Below are 19,416 nucleotides of genomic sequence, written 5' to 3' on the forward strand. Positions count from 1 at the left end.
GAAACCGCGGGTTTCACCATTTCGAACAGGAGTTCTGCGTGATCTGTCACCCTCGACTTCCAGGTAAGCACCACATCGTGTCGCGCCCCCTCTCACCGGTTCACCGTTCCGAACGGTCCTCGCCTGGTGTGACCGCCCAATGGGCGACAGGGTTGGCCGTGCTATGGCTGGCCACAGCCGTGGGACCTTGCGTAGTGCTGGCCCAAACCGCCTCGGACACCGCACTCCAGAACGCACCAACCTGTGTAGAGGTCACAGTGAACGGGCAGCGTGTGCCACCGCTGCCAGAATGCCTGACCCGCAAGCTCCAACCGGCCCCCAAACCGGCGGCGAATCCCCGCGCTGCAGATGCACCGCTGGCTGCAGAGGCCATCACTCAGCGCCCCTCCAACCAGCTCGGACTGTTCAATCGCGCTGCCACAGGCCATCGCATGGGCAACCAGTTCGGCATCTCTGCCTTTCCTCAACGCCCACCCGACATCGGCGTTCAGCCTCGTCCCATTCCCATGCCCCCCGCCGGGCGCTGAGCGGACAGCTCACTGGCGCCGGCCTAGCCAAGCCATCTCTCAAGATCGGCCGATCAAAGACGGACCTCTCATGAAAAAAACCGCCCGGATACAAGCTCCGGGCGGCTCACCTTGAACCAGGCACCGCCAACGCGGTCACTGCTGCAACTGGCGTCGCTGCTCCGCACTCAAACGTGCCAACTGCAGGGGGTCGGTCTCTTTGCCAACAGCCACAAACTGCAGCACGCTTTGCGCGTCGTAGCCCGGCGCTATAGGCCGAGAAGGTGTCGCCGGCGCCTGTGACAGCTTGTCGCGGCCTTGCAGCGGCTCGTTGCCGAAGCCCACCACCCTCACGGTAAACACCGAAGGCATCCCCTGCCGCGCTGCAGCACGTTCACGCTGCAAGACTTCCTGGGCAGTCGTCGTCGCCTGTGAGGCGGCAGCACTTGCATTGGTCATTGCGCTCACGTTCACGGCCGCCACCATGGGAATGCCGACGGCCTTGCCCTGCACCTGGATGTTCTCGGCATTCACCACCTGCAATGCGGCCAGATTGACGTTGCCGGAAACGCGGATACCGGCTTCCCCTGCGTCAATGGTGCCCAGTGGCGCAATCAGGTCAATATCCCCAGGCGGTACTTCGGGAATCGGGTTAAGCGTCGCAATGCCCGCGCCCGTGCTGGGAGTGGATGGAGACAGCGAGACATTGCCCACGGTGTCGTACAGGCGCTGCTGCGGCGTGGACACCACGGTGGTCTTGGCTCCGCGGCCGGCGTTGATGTCCCCCTGGGCCGACCATGCCAGGATGTTGCCGCCGAAGGTAGTGAAGATACGGCTCTGGCCCATCAGAATGTCATCCAGCGCATAGATGTGGATGTCCCCCTCGCCCTGCGTCATCACGCCCGATCCCGGACCGGGCTTGAAACCGCCGTCCACACCGACCAGCGTACGCCCCCCCGGAGTCATGATGCTGATGTCGCCGCCGAAGTTGGTGTGGATCCCGGCATCCAGCACGTCGTAGAAAGAGACGTTGTAGCCTGGACTGCCCAACGCGGTCCATTCGGCCTTGGTGATGTAGTTGGTACCCGGCTTTGGGCGCGGCTTACCAGTGTTGTTGTTCACGTAGTCGGCGTTGTAGTACAGGGCACTGCTGAACATGGTCAGATCACCCTGGTAACTCAGTGCCTGGCCATTCGCATCTTGTGTGGGCAGCAACGTGGCGATGGCCTCGCGGCTTCGCAGATAACTGCCGTAGCGCTTGCCATCCACGTCGTTGTACTCGCGCCCGCCAGCCTTGAGTTCGGCGTAATACACATTGCGCAGGTATGCGCTGCGCTGTTCGAGCGGCAATTGCGCGAAGAAGGCGCGTGCATCCATCGCCGCGGCATCGAAGACCAGTCCCGAGCGGTTGCTGCCTTCGGTGCCAAAGCGCTCGCTGAGCCAGTTGACCAGGTGCAGCCGGCTCTCCACCTTGTACTCGCGCGCCAGCGCACGGTTAGCTACCGCCCCCCCGTTATTCAGCGCCTGCTGGTGTGCCATGTCGAGCGCGGCCTGTTGCGCGGCCATGTAGGCTTCCGGCGCACCGTCCTTGGCAGCGTTGTAGCCGAACTCCCGCGCCAGCCACTGGCCTAACGTCAGCGCGCCGCTGTAGTCATACAGCGCCGAGCCCGGCTGGTCGGCAAAAGGCAGGTCCGGGTTGGCCAGCTTGGCTGGATCCAGATATCGCGCCGCGAACGCATCCCATTGGGCTCCGGCTCCCATACCCGCCGCCACGGCGATGCTGGCCCCGCTGGCGCGGTCACTCGCCGCCCCGCCCACAATCTGGCCCAAGCTCTTGAACTCGCCTTTGTCAGCCAAGTAGATATTGCGACCGGCACTGATGTCCAGCAGGCCGGGCCCTGTGACATAGAAGCTGCTGTAGCGGATATCGCGCCCGGCTTGCACCACCGACACATCGTCAGCGAAAGCATGTGCAATCAGATTGCCGCGCGTGTCGGCCGTGGAAGTCAGGCGACCAGTCACGGTATCCTTGCGACCCAATTGGGTCCCGGAATCGGTGATATCGCGGCCGGCACGGATGGCCACCGGCGTCGAAGCCTCGTAGCGTACACCGGCAGCGCCTGCCGGATAGCCCAGCAAGACTTCGCTGCCCGCCCGCAGGCCGACGATGTCGCCGTCCACCGCGTAGTAACGCGAAGGCTCCTGCCCCACCATCGCGTACCCAGACGTCGCAGGGCTGCCGAAGGTAAAGAGCGGCGCCACGTTGATTCGACCACCTTCACGTGCGATCCAACTGTTCAACCCGACGGTCTCTGGCGCAACGTTGTAGGCATACAGCGGATCAAATCCATATTGACCGCCCCCCGTGGCCGCCACCTGGCCAATGAAGCCTGGGCGGAACACGCTGGGCAACGCCACCGGATTCGCTGTGGAGGTGTTGATCGCAAAACCGCTGGCATAGATGGAATCGCTGGCCAGCAGCTGCAGCTCTCCCTTGCCCGTCACGTTGACGAACTGTGCATCCGTGGGCGACGGTGCCAGCGTCACGCCATAACCGACACGCAGCGGGTTAGGAGGTGTAAAGCTGTTTTGCAAATCTGTGGTGCCCACACCGTAGTACAGGCTGCCATTGGCTGCCGCTGCCCGCAGGATGGACGGGTAAAAGTAGCCATCGTTGTTGCCGGATTCGTTGCGTCCGGAAGCATTCCAGCGTACGTCTTCCGACCCGCCTCCCCCTGCCCAGGCCGTGGTTGGGGTGAGCTGCCCACCCGCGCTGAGCAAGTCAATGGCCGTGGCCGGTGTCCACATCGAGAACCAGCTCCAGCCATTGTTCGCGTGCTGCAGCCCCTGGTAGCTGAATGCGCCAGACTCGAGTTGCAGCGTCCGCCCCGGGTCGGCGGCACCGCCCAGCACCAGATCACCGCGCGTGTCGATACGCACCGTGGAGTCACCAAGCACAAGGATAGGACCTCCGTTGGCGATGGCCCTTCCTGCCGCATAGGGGTCTCCGGTGCGCGTGTCCACCGGGTCAAGCATGCCGTAGCGCAGTTGCACACCACCTACAGCGCCGGCATCGATACGTAATGCCCCGCGCAAGTTGGTAAAGGTGGAATTGAGGTCGTGCTCGTTGCCCCGCACGACGGCATTGGGATTAAGCGTGCCCCCCAGGCGCAGATCGAGGTCGCCACCACCCGTCTGCACCAGCGTGCCGTCGGGCGCCACGCGGCCGGTGCTGCCCACCACTAGGTGCACGCCCTGGCTTCGTGGCGTATGTTTCGACGTCGAGCCGCGCACCTCGATCATGCCGGCATCCCCCATGGCTTCGACCCGCAAGTTGCCCCCACCCAGCGTGCCCACGCCGGTGAAGCCGGTGAGTGTGGCGTCATTGCCGAAAAGCCAGCTGTCGTAAGGGTCCCGCTGACCGCTGCCCCCCAACGCCACATAGGTACCAAAATTGATCCACCAGGCGGTGGGCACGGCATCGGCGCCCGCTTCCACGCTACCGGTGCCCTGGCGCCACAGCCAGTTACCGACCGCGGTACTGGCCAACTGCTGGCGCGTATTGGCGAAGGTGTATCCGTAATCGTTCACGCCACCGTTGTTGCCGATCAAGTCCCCCTTGAGGTCGCCTCCCGCACGCAGCAGCACATTGCCACCGTGCTCGGGGTACCAAGCCGCATACAGGCTGGTGCTGCTGCCGTCCACCAGGGACTCGAAGGGCGATCCCTCGACTTGCAGAACAGTACCGTCGGCATTGCGCGCACGGGCCTGGTTGTATCCGGCATCCACTCCCGCCGCAGCCGTACCAGCCGTGTACACCCCGAAAGGCGTGCGCATGTCGATATCTCCTGCCGACACCAAGTCCAGATCACCGGTACCGGTGCGCAACACGCTGAAAAGCTGCTGGCGTGCCGGCTCGGGGGTGATGGTCGTGCTGGCCGCCGTGAGAACGGTGCCGAAACCATATTCGTTGAGATCCGTTGCGCCGCTCCACAGCACCCCATTGTCAAACAAGGTCTGCACGATATCGGGAGTCAGCAAGTCGCCGGCCTGCAGTGCGACACCCATCGAGCTGAGAAAATCCAGAAGATCAGGACTGGCATCCGCCGCGATGGCATACAGCGTGTTGCGTTTCGCGCCCAGGCCGAAGTGCGTATCCGCCAGTTTCAGCGTGGCCGAACTGCCAACCTGGGTCAGCCGCGCATCGGCGGCCCCCAGATCGCTCCCGGCGACCAGACGCAAGTCGCTGGACTGTGAGCCTGCCGCCAGCATCGGCGCCAGCGCCCACGTCCGGCCCTGGTTGCCGTCGGCGCCCTTGGGGCGCAGGTCCACCATCGTGACGCCGCCAGGCAGCACCACATCGGTTTCGGACGGCACGATGGCCCCCTTGGCCAGTGTGAGCGGCTGCGAAAGCGTGAGGTCCAGGGGCAACGGTACACCTGCAGGCCAGGCCGTGGCGCCGAACAGGGTGGCTGCAGAGAGCCGGAAACCCGCGTCCAGCCGCTGACCTGCGCCCAGCGTCAGTGGCTCGGACAGCACGGTGCCTGCAGCGTGCAGTACCTGCCCGTTGGCATCGCGCACCGCCGCTGCCAATGCCGTACCCGCGGGCAAGGTCATGCTCTGACCCAGCGACATGGCCACGGGAAGCACCGTGCCGGCCGGCAAGTTCAGGCCAGCCACCGGCAGGTCGTAGTTGAGTGTGCGCCCGGTCTTGAACACCGTGCCCACGTCCAGCGTGACCAGGCCGGCACGTGGAATAACCAGATCGCCACCGAAGGGCATGCGCCCAGCCGGCAGCACCCAGCCATTGTCATCCGATGTGGACGGCAGGCGCGAGCCATCGAAGCCATCGCTGATGCTTCCGAAGATCTCGAGGTTTCCGCCCGCACGCAACACCAGCGCACCGGCTTCGCCGGAACCATACACACCCGTCAGAGGCGTGTGCGGATTGACGCTGGCATAGCGATGGCCCGACAAGTCGATGTCACCATCCACATGCAGATCACCGCCAGTGACCACCTCCACGCCCGGACGCAGCCGGAACTGGTCGGAATAAGCGCGCAGGCCGGCCAGCTTGCCGTTCATCAACGCCCCATTCGCGTGGGCATTCTGGATAAATGTGGCACTCTCGCCGTGGCGCTGGTCCAGCCACGCCTGGTCGATGTACTGGTAGCTGCGGCCATCGGCCGTTACTTCCGAGCCCACAGGGGCATTGTCGTAGCGCTGGAAAGCATTGACGGCAATGCTGCGCGCGCCGGTGATCCGGACCGCACCGGCTGCGTCGATGTCCACATCATTGCCCGTGGCACCGCCCAGACGCGGCGCATTGAGCGCCATCGTCCCGTAGGTGGCGGCAGTACCCGCCACGTCCAGATGCATGGCCGCACCTGTGGCCAGTACCAGCCGCCCATCACCCGAGTCGAGTTCAATGGTTGCACGGTTGGGCGCTTCAATGACCTGCCCGTAGCTGTCGCGGCGCAGCACGCTGGCACGCGCATCGAGCACGGCATGGCCAGACAAGGTCAGGCCGCCATTAGCCGCCAGGCGGATGCTGCCGGCCTGTTCACCGCTGGCATCGATGCGGCCGTTGACCGTGAGGCTGCCACGGTCCACAGAGACATTGATCTCGCGCGCTTTGAGCTCATCGCCGATCACCAGATCGCCCTGCCCCAGCTGGAAGCTGCGTCCGCCAAACACACCGCCTTCGGTCAGGCGCGCATTCAGCCCCGCGAAGTCGGCAATCTGCAGTCCGCGTACGTCCACCGTAGCCGCCGCAAAAGGCACCCAAGTGCCACCAGCGTCGGAATAACCGGACGACCGGCCATCCACAGCACCGGCCAGATCCACCAAGCCTTGCTGTGCAATGGCCATGAGACGACCTGCCCGGTTGTTCACCGCCGCCAGACCGATGTGCGAACCAGCCTGCTGCACCACGCTGCCGCTCTGGCTTTGTAGCGTGACTTCGCCGCCCCAGCTGTACTGGCTGGCGTCATAGAAGTTGATCTTGCGCCCTGCCAGGTCCAGTTGTGCACCGTCCTGCAGGCGCACATCACCTTGCGCCGCCAGCGTGAGTTTCCCGCTGGGCAGCAGCACAGCTGTGTCCAAGGTGAGTTGCTGGCCGGCCTGCAACGAAAGCGTGGCGCCCAGCGCATCTGCGAGTGCCGCGTTATCGTGCAGCGGCGAGACACTGCCGCCGGGGGCCATCGCCACGATGCTGCCACCCGCAGTCAGACTGTTGACCGAGCCCGCATGCCCGGTGAGCAGTGGCGTGAGCAGATGCAGGTTGCCACCGCTGCGGTCGAAGGACTTGGTGGCATCATTCCATGCACCCTGCTGCTGGTACACCGCCAGGCTGCCCTTGTGGTTGGCCGTGATGCGTTCGCTGGCGTTCAGGTAGACGGACCCAAAGCCCAGCACCAGACGGTCCTGGCTGTTGACGGTGTCTGCCTGGCTGCGCGGACCGTAACCGAATTCGATCTGGCGCGCATCCACGACCAGGCTGCCGCTGCCTGTACCCGCACCGCCGGCTATCACGGCGCCTGCTGGTGTTCGCGCGCCATTCCACACCAGGGTATCGGTCTCGATGCGGGCCACCTCGCCGGCCTGTCCGTGGCCATAGAGTGCCGGAGCGCCCAGAACCAGGCGTTCCAGCGATGATTTGCCACTCACGGGATCAAAGGTAGACAGCGTCACATCGCCAAAGAAATTGACCGAATCACGTGCCGTGAGCACCAGGTTTTCCAGCGCGGGAGCCCCGGCACTGGTATCGCCGCGCAGCAGCCGGTCGAGTACCTGCTGTCCCAGCGTCAGGCCTGCAGGCAGCACCCCCGCACCGCTCGCGTTCGCGAGCTCGGCCTGCGTGCCCACATTGATGGCGCCCACAGCCAGCACCAGATCACGCGCTCCGAACCGCACAGAATCGGCCAACTGGAAGGATTGGTCTGTTGCGACCGTGATACTGCCCTCGGCATACAGTCTGCTTTCCGCCGTGCAAGCCTGGCCCGTGGAACACACGCCAATATGGATGTGGCCTGCCCCTGTGCTGTCGCTGCTTGCGGTCGGCGCCAGCGCATCCATGCGCCCATTGCTCAAGGCCAGCAGCCCCATGGCCCCTGGCGAAAGCACATAGCCGTCGTCAGCGCTCCAGGCTGCCGCACCGCGGCCCAGGGTGCTGATGCCTGCGCCCTGCTCCAATGTAATGCCGCCCTCGGTGCGGCCCGTCATCAGCATTACCTGGGGCGCCGATAGCAGGGCGCCGTTGCGCAACACGATCGAATGGGAGGCATCCCAGGCACGGCCCAACCCCACCTGCCAGGCATTGGCCGTGGAGCCGTAGCCCAACTGCGCCGAAAATGTCGATTGAGGCAGTCCACCAATGGCGATAACGGAAGCGCCGATGTCGTTGAGCAGGCCTGCCTCGACCGACAGTCCTTCATAGCCGGCCGTGGGGGCGGTACCGCTGGCACGGATTTCGATATCCGGACCATTGAGCGACACCGTTCCGCCCCGACCGCCTTGAGCCGCAGCGAACTGCACAGTTCCCGGAGCAATCTGCAACTGCTTGCCCGGCGTGAGCGTGAGCACGCGTGCGTCGCGTTCGAGTTGCGGGCGTGGGACGTTGTCGCGTGTGGCCCAATCCAGGCCGAACTGGGCGTAGCTGCTCTCGTTGTACTGTGTATAGCGGCGCAGCGTGTCAGCCGGTGTGAGCACCACCTGCGTGGTCTGGGCGTCCACGATATCGGTATGAGCCACCCCCAGGCGCGCGGCCGTGCTGTAGGAACCGTTGCGCATGCCGGTAGTGCTACCGAAGGCACTCTGGTGCGTCACCAGACCGTTGAGTTCGACCCGGAATGCACCAGGCATCAGCGCATAGGTGGATGGCAGCAGGGTATAGGTTCCAGCAGGCAGGCCGGGCACGCCACTGCCAATGGTGATCTGACGGCCGATAGCGGGATTGCCTGCGCCATGCTCGGCCCCCACGGGAGCGGCACCGGGCTGTACGCCCGGGACGATGGCGTAGACCGGATTGGTGGACAGCGACGGCAGCACGAAGCCCTTGGACGACGTCTGCACCAACGGGGACAACCGTGCATCGGTCGATCCACCGCGCCCGCTGAGCAGGGCCGCACCCTTGAGCTCGCCACCACCACGCAGATCCAGCACCGCGCCAGCTTGTACATCGATGGCCGTGGCCGTGAGCGACACACTGCCCAGCCCGGAGCCCAGGCCGAAGTACGGTACGTCCAGACCGTTGTAGTTGTAGGTGAGGTTGTCTACGGTCCCCCCATAGGGCATGACAATGCCGTGGGCGCTGACCGACGTGATGCTGCCTGGCAGCAGGCTCACGCTCGAGACCGGCATGCCTGCCGTGTTGCCGAGGCCGATGGTCAACGTCCCCAACGGGGCTCGCACCACACCACCTTGTTCAATGTTGGCTGCCAGCAGCTGCAGCGAGCCAAAAACCGAGTACGGCAGTCCTGTCTCGGGCCCTCCGCTGTGCTCGATGCGCAGGCTGCGGGTGGCGTCGTAACCCGCCTGGAAAGCCCCCCACTGGTTGGTCTGCCCTGCTCGCCCCGCCGTGATCACGGCCTTCGCGCCAGTGCCGGGATAAAGCTGGCTGGCAGCCAGCACGAGGTCGCCCGCCGTGGTGAGCGAGGTATTGAACAGTTCGCCGAGGCCGGATGGCAGCATGCGCATATCTCCTTGGCTGCGCAGCTCCACCAGATCGAACCCAGGGCGGGTGACCAACTCTTCCCCCACCGCTCGCCGGACGTAGCCGTAGGTTCCGAATCCCACATTTTCGATCACGTCCAGCAGGGACGACTCCACCAGCAACTTCGAACCAGCTTCCGCAACCGGCAGACCGGTCAGCCCTTGTGTCGTGGATGTGGTTGGCCTGGGCATGACATGGTGGTCGACCTGACCTGTCGTGTCGCCGGCGAGTCGCACATAAGGAACCGCCAGCTTCACGCTGGCTCCATCGCCTGCCAGCGCAGGCAGACTGAGGCTACCGGCTGTCAGGCGCAGGCTCTGGCCCAGTTGCAGGTCCAGCCCGGGCTCCAGCGTGAGCACGCCGTTGACCTGCAGGTTCAAGTTGTCGAACCCTCCGGCCTTGACGCGGTCCACACCCAAGCGGGCATGGCCGTAAGCCAGGGCAGGATCCGCCTGGCCCGGCAGCAGGTCCGCAACCAGTGCCTCGGGGGCTTGCTGATTCACCAAGGCCAATTCGCGGTGCACCATGACGCGTGCATCGGGCCCTGCCGCCGTGGCGTAGTTGGGCGTCGCCAGCGTGAGCGCCAGTGTGCCGCCAGCGGCGCCGGCACCGCCAGCGGTCGCGCGCAGGTCCCCGTCGAGGTACAGGCCGTTGAAGCTGCTCAAGTAGATCAGCCCGCCGTCACCTGCCACCAAGGAGCCGCTTTTCTGTGGCAGGTCGAGCAAGGCTGCTGCGCCCGATGCGTCGAGGCGCGCCCCCGGTCGTACGACGATAAAGCTGTCCAGGCCGGGAGATGAGGTGGCATCGGCATCGTAGCGATCGCCGATCTGAATGCGCCCTCCGCCCTGCACCACCCCATAGCGTCGGCCGAGTGCATCCGATGCCGTGTAGGCCACGCCGGCCACATCCAGCACGGCATGCTCACCGATCCATACCGAGCGGTCATGGCCCTTCGCGCTGACCCCTGCCGCACCGTAGCCCAAACCCTGGATGTCGATGGTCCCGCCCGCCGCACGCAACGTACCGTCCACCGTGATCTGGCCATTGGCCGCCAGCGAGATGACCTGACCTGGGTCCACCTCCATCTGGGCACCACGCCCCACGGTGAGCGTAGGCATGCGCTCACCGGCGGTATACCCGGCGGTCAACGACAGACTGGCTCCGCTGCGTTGTGTGAGCTCCCCAGCCTGGGGGTTCTCCGTGAAAAGCACAGGCTCCCACAACGCCAGAGCATCGGACGGATCGGCACCCGATGGCAAGGTCTGCGCAACGCTGCGGTCCAGCCGAAGTACGGGCATCCGTACCTGCAACTGTGCGCCCTCCGCCACGGTCATGCCTCCGCCGCCGACCACCTCGTACTGCCCGAAGCCCTGCCGGAAATAGCTATCGTCCAGATGCAGTAATGGCGACACGGCCACCGTATGAGGCAGCGTGATGCCAGCCTTCAACACCGTACCGGCAGCAAAGGTCACGTCGCTGCTCGCCACGGTTCCAGCCTTCATCTGCACCGTCGTGGGACTGATGTTGATGCCACGGGGAAAGGCGTCGGCTGGCACGACGTAGTTTGTCGGGAAGTTCTCTGGATTCTCTATGCGGCGAATGACCGTGCCGGCGCGCACCAGGGTCGGTTGGCTGAAGTTGTACATGCCGACAGAACCTCTGTCGGTCCATAGCTGGTAGTAGCCCCCTGCAGGCACCGGAGCCAACCAGTCCGCTGCCAAAGTGATGTAGCTGGACGCATTGTTCAGGTCCACCAACGGAGCCCCTCCCAATACCTCACCCGGCATGGCAATCGAACGGACGAAGTGGTAGTCCATCGGCAGTATCGCGCCCTCGGCGACGGTGAATGCCTCGCTCAGCACCAGATCCGACAGCGAGGACTGCCCCGCGACCAGTTGACCATCACTGCCCGCCACCTGCCCGCCGATGACCACCGCCTGGCCTGTCTGCAGATGCAGGGTGCCACCGCCCCCCACGCCATACCCGCGCAGTTCCCCTTCGAGCACCAGGCGCCCAGGCGCCTGGTCCGCGGCCCCCAGCATGCCGTCGGCGATCAGCGTGATGCTGCCGCCCTTGCCGCCGCGCTCGCGGCCATCAACGAGCACCGCTGCACCCGAAGACACATCCAGCAGCGAGCCGGGGCGAATGTGCACCTCCCCAGTGCTGCGAACTTCAATCCGGCCACCGTTCACAAAAGGCAAGACGCTGGCATCGCCATCGCCCTGCAGCAGATTGACCCACAGGCCGCGAGCATCCAATGTGACGCCTTCCGCAATGTTGGTCTGCTCGGTATAAGTTGCGGGCGGCGTTGCCGTCAGTGTCGTGTGAACCCAACCCACACTGGGGTTGGTCATGCGCTCGACCATGTTGCCCAGCGTGATGTGGCCGCCACGCGCCGTCAGGTCGGCGTTCACGTTCACCTGCGTTGCATGCAGCGCAATGCTGCCTCCCGCAGCCACCGTCACCGCATCATCAACCGTCAGGCCCCCTTGCACATAGACCCCCAGCCCGCCCAGCTTCTGCTCGGTAAGCCAGTCGGCATCCAGCACGATGCGGCCGTCGACCGTCCCACCGTCCGCCTGCCCACCCATCCCTATCGAGACCTCCTTGGCGATGGCCCCGGGGCTGAAGCGCAAAGAAGCGGTCGCCGCGTCGTACACAGGCGTCCAACTGCCAATCACCAATTGCCCACGCTGGGCCACTGCTGTCTGCGCCTGGTCATAGCCATCCAGCCCGACATCACGCCCTCTGGTCTGCTGCGGCCCCTGGTAGGTCCCCGTGTCCAGATTGCCCTCCAGCACGGCGGACTGGGTCGCGACAATCAGCCGCCCTGCATCCCGGCCCACGGTATAGCCGTTCTCCAGGCGGCGTGCCGGCGCGATCAAAGGGTTGTAGAAGGTTTGCTTGGCTGCATCGCCCCATCGGGCGTTGTAGGTTTCAAAGCCTTTGTACAGCCCCGTGTACAGCAGGTCGCCCGGCGCGGACGACGCAGCATAGAAGCGTCCGTCGCTGCCCTTGAGGAAGGTCTGGTAGACATAGCCCGTTTGCACATCCAGCGTGCCCCCGGCAAGATTGATCCAGCTGCCGGCCTGGGTCTCCAGCGAACCACCGCTGAACTGCACCGTTCCCCCTTGGGCAGCCCACTCCCCCATGCTGTGTCCGGTCGTTCCCAGATAGCCGCCAACCTCCAGCAAGCCTCCTGCGGTGTACCAACGGTCTGTTTCGTAGCCGTTGGTGCCGGCCGGCACCTTGACCAGATAGCGTCGATCGATCCAGATGTTGTTGTTGCGCAATGCACCTTCGTCGCGATTGACAGGGGCATCCCGCTGCTCGTTGCCCTGGACATTAACCAACACGTTGTTGGATTCCATGGCCACACGTACGCCCACAGCACCCGATACATCGATCAAGGCCCTTTCCGCCACCTGCGAGCGGCTGGCATTGACCAGTATTTGGCCACCGGTGGCCAGGGTCAGCGAGTCGCTTGCAAAGTTCACGGCGCCTGTGGCGCTGTCGATGAGGATGAGGGATTGGTCGCGCCGGTGGGCCACGCCATCGCCCACCTTGTCCGATTCCTTGATCAGCGCATCACGCTGGGTATCCAACGCCGTAGCCACGGTCTCATCCAGCACAATGGCCGTGACACTGCCCTGGTCGAGCAGAACGCTGCCGTTCGTTCCGCCGGCAACGCTGTTCAGGTGAACCGTCCCGCGCGTGTGGACCGATGTGGTCGCCACCGCCACCCCTTGCTGGCGTACGTCACGCCCGGTCAACGTGATATCTCCCGTGGGCGCAAGCATGAGACCACTGTTGCTGGCAACCCCTGCTGCAGAGCCTTGGCTTAGCAAGGGCGTGACAACGTTGCCCCGCGTGGTCGACCCCTGATTGGCGTCGGTTCCCATCCCCTTCTTGATCACAAAGGCATCGCCACCCGCCAGCACCGCCTGACCGGAGGGTGTTTCAATCACACCGTGGTTGTGAGCTTCTCGCCCCAGCAGCAGCACATAGCCCCCGCCCTCGGTCACCGATGCAGGTTTGCGGGTCGTGATCTGTGCCCCCTGCTCGATGACCACATCCCCTGTCGCCGCCCCATGGGTAAAGCTGTTGGCCGTGGTATTCAGATCGTTGGCAAAGCTCGGAATGTGGGCGTTACCCTGAGCGTCGCTGTACAGGCCCTTGGCGAACTGGCTATCGCTCATGCCCACGGCCGCCGCCACCAGGTTGCGCGTGTCGATCTGGCTGGAACCACTGAAAACAATGCCATTGCGGTTGACGACCATCACCGTGCCGTCACCCTTGATCTGCCCCTGGATCTGGCTAGGCCGTGCCTGTGGGTCGTTGACGCGGTTCAAGAGCGACCAATTTTTTTGCTGCTGGAACTCCACCGTGGTGTTCTTGCCCACGTTGAAGGTCTCCCAGTTCAATATGGCCTTGTCCGCCGTCTGCTCAATCGCCACCAGGGTTTTGCCGGCCTCCGTGGATTGCTTGGGCGCATTGGCGTTGATCCAACCGGCGGTCAGGCTGTTGCTGTCGATCTTGAGCCCGCCTTCGGCCAACCCGTCGGGCACGCCATTCCCTGCGGCCAGTGCTGCTGCGCGCGCAGCAGCCTGGGCAGATTGCTGGGCAGCAATGCCGCGTGCCGCCATCCCCAGATTGTTGATGGAACGCACCAGCTGCTCATTGGCCTTTTGCCGTTGAACATCCGGATTGTTCGCAGACATGGCAGGCATACCGTTGGGCAGCATGCCGGTTTGCGCAGCCGTGCTCTGCACCGCTCCCTTGGCAGCAAACCAGGCACTGCTGAAAGCCTTCTGGGCATGGGCTTGCCCGATGGAACTGCCGGCCACCAGGGCCAGCGCGATCGCCTGTGCGATGGGTGCCCGCCGGAATGCACGAAAGCTCTTGCTGTAAGGAGAATGAGCCTGGCTGCTTACGCGTGTGATCATCTGAGTTCTGCCAAAAGGTTGAGTCGGTTCCGTATGGCGATCCGAAGACGGCTGGCCTTACGCAAAGAGGGCGACGGGAGCGCCGTGCAGCAAAGTCCCTCCGTTATGGCTACAACGAACAGTTGCTCGCAAACCCGCAACAGATTCAGCAAAATTTCTACAGGGTGCTGTTTCGGCCGCGCAAGCTCGCGCCTGCGCGGCCGCTATCGGCCCGCACAGGGAATCAACCGGGAATGAAAACTCAGCTCAGCAGCAGCAGTCCGCCGGGCAAAGAGCGGGCGCGCAGCGCAAAGACGTGCTGCAGCTGGGTGAGTGCCAGGTCCAGCGAGGCAATGACAAATTGCCCGGTTACGGATTTCTCGCGGGCGGCAGCATTCAGCAGCACCACGCGGCCCGGCCGGTAGCGATTGATCTCTTCCAGCGCATCGCCCAAGCGCGTCTGCTTGAACACCAGCAATCCCCGACGCCAGGAAGAAACCGCAGACTGATCCACAGCCCTGACTCCGCTGATCGCGCTGGCGTCATACACCGCCTGCTGCCGAGGGCCCAGATTCCGGCTGCCCGCAGGGTGCGATACCCGCACCGAGCCCGTCAGGCAGGTCACGCAGACCTTGTGGTCCCAGTTGCGCACTTCGAACTGCCCTGCATCGGCCACCGTGCGGCCTCCCCCCGCCCGCACGGCAAACGGCTGCTCACCGGTTGCCACATTCACCGCCACCTCTCCATTGACCAGATGCAGCCCGACGGCCTTCCCGGCATCCATCTGCTGGCTGACGCTGGTGCGGGTATTCAAGGTCAGTTGGACATGTGCATTGAGTGCCACGGAGCGCTGTTCGCCCGCGCCAGTGCGGTAGTCGGCGACCCATTCGCCCGTTGTAAGCCACAGCCCCCAGGGCGAGTAATTGACCGCCACGGCAGCCATGGCTGCCGTACCGCCCGCAGCCCCCAGAAAGGCCCGGCGCGTACGCAGGCGTTCGCGCAAGGCACGCTCATGGCCCGACACCAGTTCTGGCTGGGCCTGCAACAGGTCCCCAGCAGACTGCTTCAGCGCGTCCCAGCGCAGCTTGGCTTCGTTGTAGGCGGCCTGGTGCGCAGGGCTGCTGAGCACCCATTGGCGAAAATCGTGGGCATCCTGTGGACCTGCCGAGCCGGAATGCAACAGGCGCAGCCATTGCCAAGCCTGCTGCGACAGGATCTCGGACAAACCTTGGGGGTCGTGCTCAGGTGTTTTCATTGTGTCGTTGCCACCGACGGAGAGCGGGCGCGGCAATCCCTCGCCGTGCTTGCGCACCACAGCATCCATGATCGTTTGACCCGTTCCATAGCATTACAACGAATGTCAGCGACAAAACCCGCAATTATTCCGTGCCATGGATGTCCATTCGCGTGTTCAGCTCATCGTGCGCACGCCGCAGCTCGTACTCCACCGTACGCAACGAAATGCCCAGGCGGCTGGCAACGTCCTTCTGCGCCATGTGGTCCCAGTGCACCAACACCAGAATGACCCGGCGGCGTTCCGGCATGGACGCCATGACCTGCGTCAATGCGTTCAAGTCCGAACGCGCCTCGGCCATGCGCTGCGGGCTTGGTGCCGGATCGACCATTTCTTCCAGCAATGCATCCACATCGTCACCCGAGAGGCTGCGACGCTGCCGACGCTGGATATCCGCAGCGATGTTCGTGGCGACACGCATCAGGTAGGCTGCGGGTTGCGCAATGGGTCGGCGGTCATCCCGGTCTTTGACGCGCACCCAGGTGTCGTGCAGCGCGTCGCTGGCCAGGTCGGCATTTCCCAGCACCTGAGTCAGGCGACGCTTGAGGCTCGCATAGCTCTTGTTGAGATAGTCCAGTAAAACGGGCGCCGCTTCGTTCGACATGACTCAATGTGCTTTCTGCTCCAGACGGCAGTTCAACCCTTCCGGACCCGGAGCCAGCGACATCGTCAATGTCTGCTGCGCCAATCCCGATGGGGGTACAGCACCAAAGCGCAGGTCTCGAAGAACCTTCAGAAGCGCCTTGTCACGCTGCGCATCGCCGGTGCTGCCCAGCAATTGCGGCACCGCCACACGCCCCTGTGCGTCGATCTGGAAACGAAACAGCGCGTTGTATCCGCCCGACGCCGTGCGCGGATCACTACACAGACTGTGCAGGATGCCGGACTGCACCACTCCTGGATAGGAACTGCCTTTGAGGAAGGCTGGAAGGCTGTATGAGGCTGCGTCCCCTTCCATGTCGCGTTCCTTGAGCAAAAAGGTCTCGCCGTGCTCGGAGGAAAGAGGTATGGCCTTCAAACCCGTGCCCTGGAGCATCTGGGCCAAGGCTTGCTCCTGGGTGAACTGCCCGTGCACAGCCGTGGACATGCGCCCGTCCAACATGCTGGCGTCAAACAAGGTCGGTTGCCCAGAGACCTTGCCGTATTGGTACAGCGCTGCGGCCAAGGGCTGTCTTTCGATGTCGAAATCGAACTTCGCGGCATCAGTGGACGATGACAGTGGGCGTGAAACGTTCATGGGGGTGCGACTCGCAGGCGGCACTCCCTGTGCATAACTGCACTGCATGCCAACCACAGCAAACCAGGGAACCCAATGGACTCCCAACCAGCGTTTCCCCATCAGCAAGCATCAGCGTCGCAACGCAATTCAACGCACGCACCGCGACACAGTCCAAACAGTGATACAGACATAAACTCAGCCCCAATGCGCATCGAAGGACGGGGAAACCGCCAAATACTGACAGCTGTTTGTGACACCTTTATTGGAGTCCTCAAACTTGAGGAATTCACTGCACGGCCCATGCCATCCCAACTGCCGCATCGCAGGCAAAAGCGGGGCAGTGCATTTGCGTTGAGCATGGGAAATCCACGCATCTTGGGAGATGGTCACTCGCCTATGCGCACAACCATCAGGCTTAGGCTTTGTGCCATCTCCTGAATCTCAAACAGCCGTCGTCCATCTGCAGACATGGATCAACGAGAGACCTGCTCCAGACAGCCAAAGCGCATGGCTCACCACCGACAGGAATTGGCAGGTGCGGCGAAGTCATGGCCGCTACAGTCGCCAAAGTAGAACCGCACTCCACTCGCCACTCCAAACGACTGCATGAATCGATCTGACACGCTGTCATGCGCCGTTGCCCCCTCAACCCAAAAGAAAAAGCGCTCCGATGGAGCGCTTTTTCTTTTGGGTTGGGGAATGGTGTGGAGCGCCGGCGAAGAAAGGCAGGATTACGGCTTTGATTGCACGGAACACTCTGCCCCCACCGTCCCCGCTTATTCCACTGTCACGCTCTTGGCCAGATTGCGCGGCTTGTCGACATCGGTACCGCGTGCCACGGCCGTGTGGTAAGCCAGCAGCTGCAGCGGCACCACGTGCAGGATGGGGCTGAGCGCACCATAGTTCTCGGGCATGCGGATCACATGCATGCCTTCCTCACTTTCGATGTTGGTCTTGGCGTCGGCCAGCACATACAGCACACCACCGCGCGCGCGCACTTCCTGCATATTGCTTTTGAGCTTTTCCAGCAGCTCATCGTTGGGCGCCACGGTGACCACGGGCATGGCGCTGTCCACCAGCGCCAGCGGGCCATGCTTGAGCTCGCCGGCCGGGTAGGCTTCGGCGTGGATGTAGCTGATCTCCTTGAGCTTGAGCGCGCCTTCCAGGGCAATCGGATAGTGCGCGCCACGGCCCAGGAACAGGGCGTTCTGCATCTTGGCAAAGTCTTCCGCCCAGCTGATGACCTGGGGCTCCAGCGCCAGCACAGCCTGCAGGGCCACAGGCAGGTGGCGCATCGCCGTCAGATGCTGCTGTTCCTTTTCTTCGCTCAGTCGGCCCTTGGACTGGGCCAGCGCCAATGTCAGCAGGAACAGCCCCGCCAGCTGGGTGGTGAACGCCTTGGTGGAAGCCACGCCGATCTCCACGCCCGCGCGGGTGATGTAGGCCAGCTTGCATTCGCGCACCATGGCGCTGGAGCCCACGTTGCAGATGGTCAGCGTATGCGTCATGCCCAGGCTCTGGGCGTGCCGCAGTGCGGCCAGCGTGTCGGCGGTTTCACCGGACTGGGTGATGGTGACCACCAGCGTCCGCGGGTTGGGCACGCTGGTGCGGTAGCGGTATTCGCTGGCCACTTCCACCGCGCAGGGAATGCCGGCAATGGCTTCCAGCCAGTACTTGGCGGTGCAGCCGCTGTAGTAGCTGGTGCCGCAGGCCAGGATCAGCACCTGGTCGATTTCCTTGAACACACGCCATGCCGCGGTGCCGTCGGCACCGTCAAACAGCTCGGGGGCGATGTTGACGATGCCTTCCAGCGTGTCACCAATCGCGCGCGGCTGCTCGAAGATTTCCTTTTGCATGTAGTGGCGGTACGGGCCCAGCTCGGCCGCGCCACTGTGGGCATGCACGGTTTTGACGGGGCGCTGTTCGGGCAGCACCACATGGCCGTCCTTGGCGGCAATCCAGTAACGCCCGGGCTGCAGGTCCACCAGGTCGCCTTCTTCCAGGTAGACGATCTGGTCCGTCACACCGGCCAGGGCCATGGCGTCGCTGGCCAGGAAGAACTCGCTGTTGTCCACGCCCACCCCCAGAATCAGGGGCGAGCCGGCGCGCGCGCCCACCACGCGGTGGGGCTCGTCCTTGTGCATCACAGCCAGCGCATAGGCGCCGTGCAGCTCCGTACGTGTGGCTTTCAGGGCTTCGAACAGGTCGCCGTTGTAGTGGCTGTCCAGCAGGTGGGCAATGACTTCGGTGTCTGTCTGGCTGGCAAAGATATAGCCCTTGTCCTGCAGCTTGGCACGCAGCTGTTCGTAGTTCTCAATGATGCCGTTGTGTACTAGAGCCACGCGGGCCGGTTTGCCCGATTCGGCCGTCAGGCCCGGGCCATAGCTGAAATGCGGGTGGGCGTTGTGCACGGCCGGCGCACCGTGGGTGGCCCAGCGGGTGTGGGCAATGCCGGTCAGCCCCTGCAGGTCTTCGGTCCGCACCTGCTCCAGCAGTTCAGCCACGCGGGAGGTACTGCGGGCGCGCTGCAGGCCCTGGCTGATGGGGCTGCCTTGCACCAGGCGGTGCACCGCCACGCCGCAGGAGTCATAGCCCCGGTATTCCAGGCGTTGCAGGCCCTGCACCAGCAGGGGAACGATGTTACGGGTAGAGACGGCGCCGACGATGCCACACATAAAACAAGCTCCGGTTCAAAAGGATGGCGAATGCTAGAAGCTTTGAAAAGGAATTTTCAAAAAATCAAAACACCATTTATGCAA

At 63.8% G+C, this 19,416-nt stretch carries 5 protein-coding genes; all 5 read right to left on the bottom strand.

Going from position 1 to position 19,416, the window contains the following annotated elements:
* Window positions 1–662: 662 nt before the first annotated feature.
* The 5 genes from B3349_RS07625 to glmS all read right to left on the bottom strand — a co-directional run bounded on the left by B3349_RS07625 (window position 663) and on the right by glmS (window position 19,332).
* The gene (locus B3349_RS07625; protein ID WP_291587768.1) at window positions 663–14,165 is read right to left on the bottom strand and encodes a filamentous hemagglutinin family protein; all 13,503 of its coding nucleotides are present in this window, start codon (window positions 14,163–14,165) and stop codon (window positions 663–665) included.
* 241 nt (window positions 14,166–14,406) lie between these two features.
* A complete protein-coding gene (locus tag B3349_RS07630; protein WP_291587770.1) occupies window positions 14,407–15,399 on the bottom strand; it encodes a FecR family protein in 993 nt (330 codons plus the stop codon).
* Between the two features lie 124 nt (window positions 15,400–15,523).
* Entirely contained in the window at window positions 15,524–16,042 is a 519-nt protein-coding gene (locus tag B3349_RS07635; protein WP_291587772.1) for an RNA polymerase sigma factor, read from the bottom strand.
* Window positions 16,043–16,045: 3 nt separating this feature from the next.
* Complete coding sequence (locus tag B3349_RS07640; protein WP_291587774.1) at window positions 16,046–16,675, bottom strand: TonB family protein; 630 nt, start codon at window positions 16,673–16,675, stop codon at window positions 16,046–16,048.
* Window positions 16,676–17,433: 758 nt separating this feature from the next.
* The gene (glmS, locus tag B3349_RS07645; RefSeq protein ID WP_291587776.1) at window positions 17,434–19,332 is read right to left on the bottom strand and encodes a glutamine--fructose-6-phosphate transaminase (isomerizing); all 1,899 of its coding nucleotides are present in this window, start codon (window positions 19,330–19,332) and stop codon (window positions 17,434–17,436) included.
* Window positions 19,333–19,416 lie beyond the last annotated feature (84 nt).

This window comes from Comamonas sp. UBA7528, from assembly GCF_002479375.1.
Lineage (GTDB): Bacteria > Pseudomonadota > Gammaproteobacteria > Burkholderiales > Burkholderiaceae_C > Comamonas.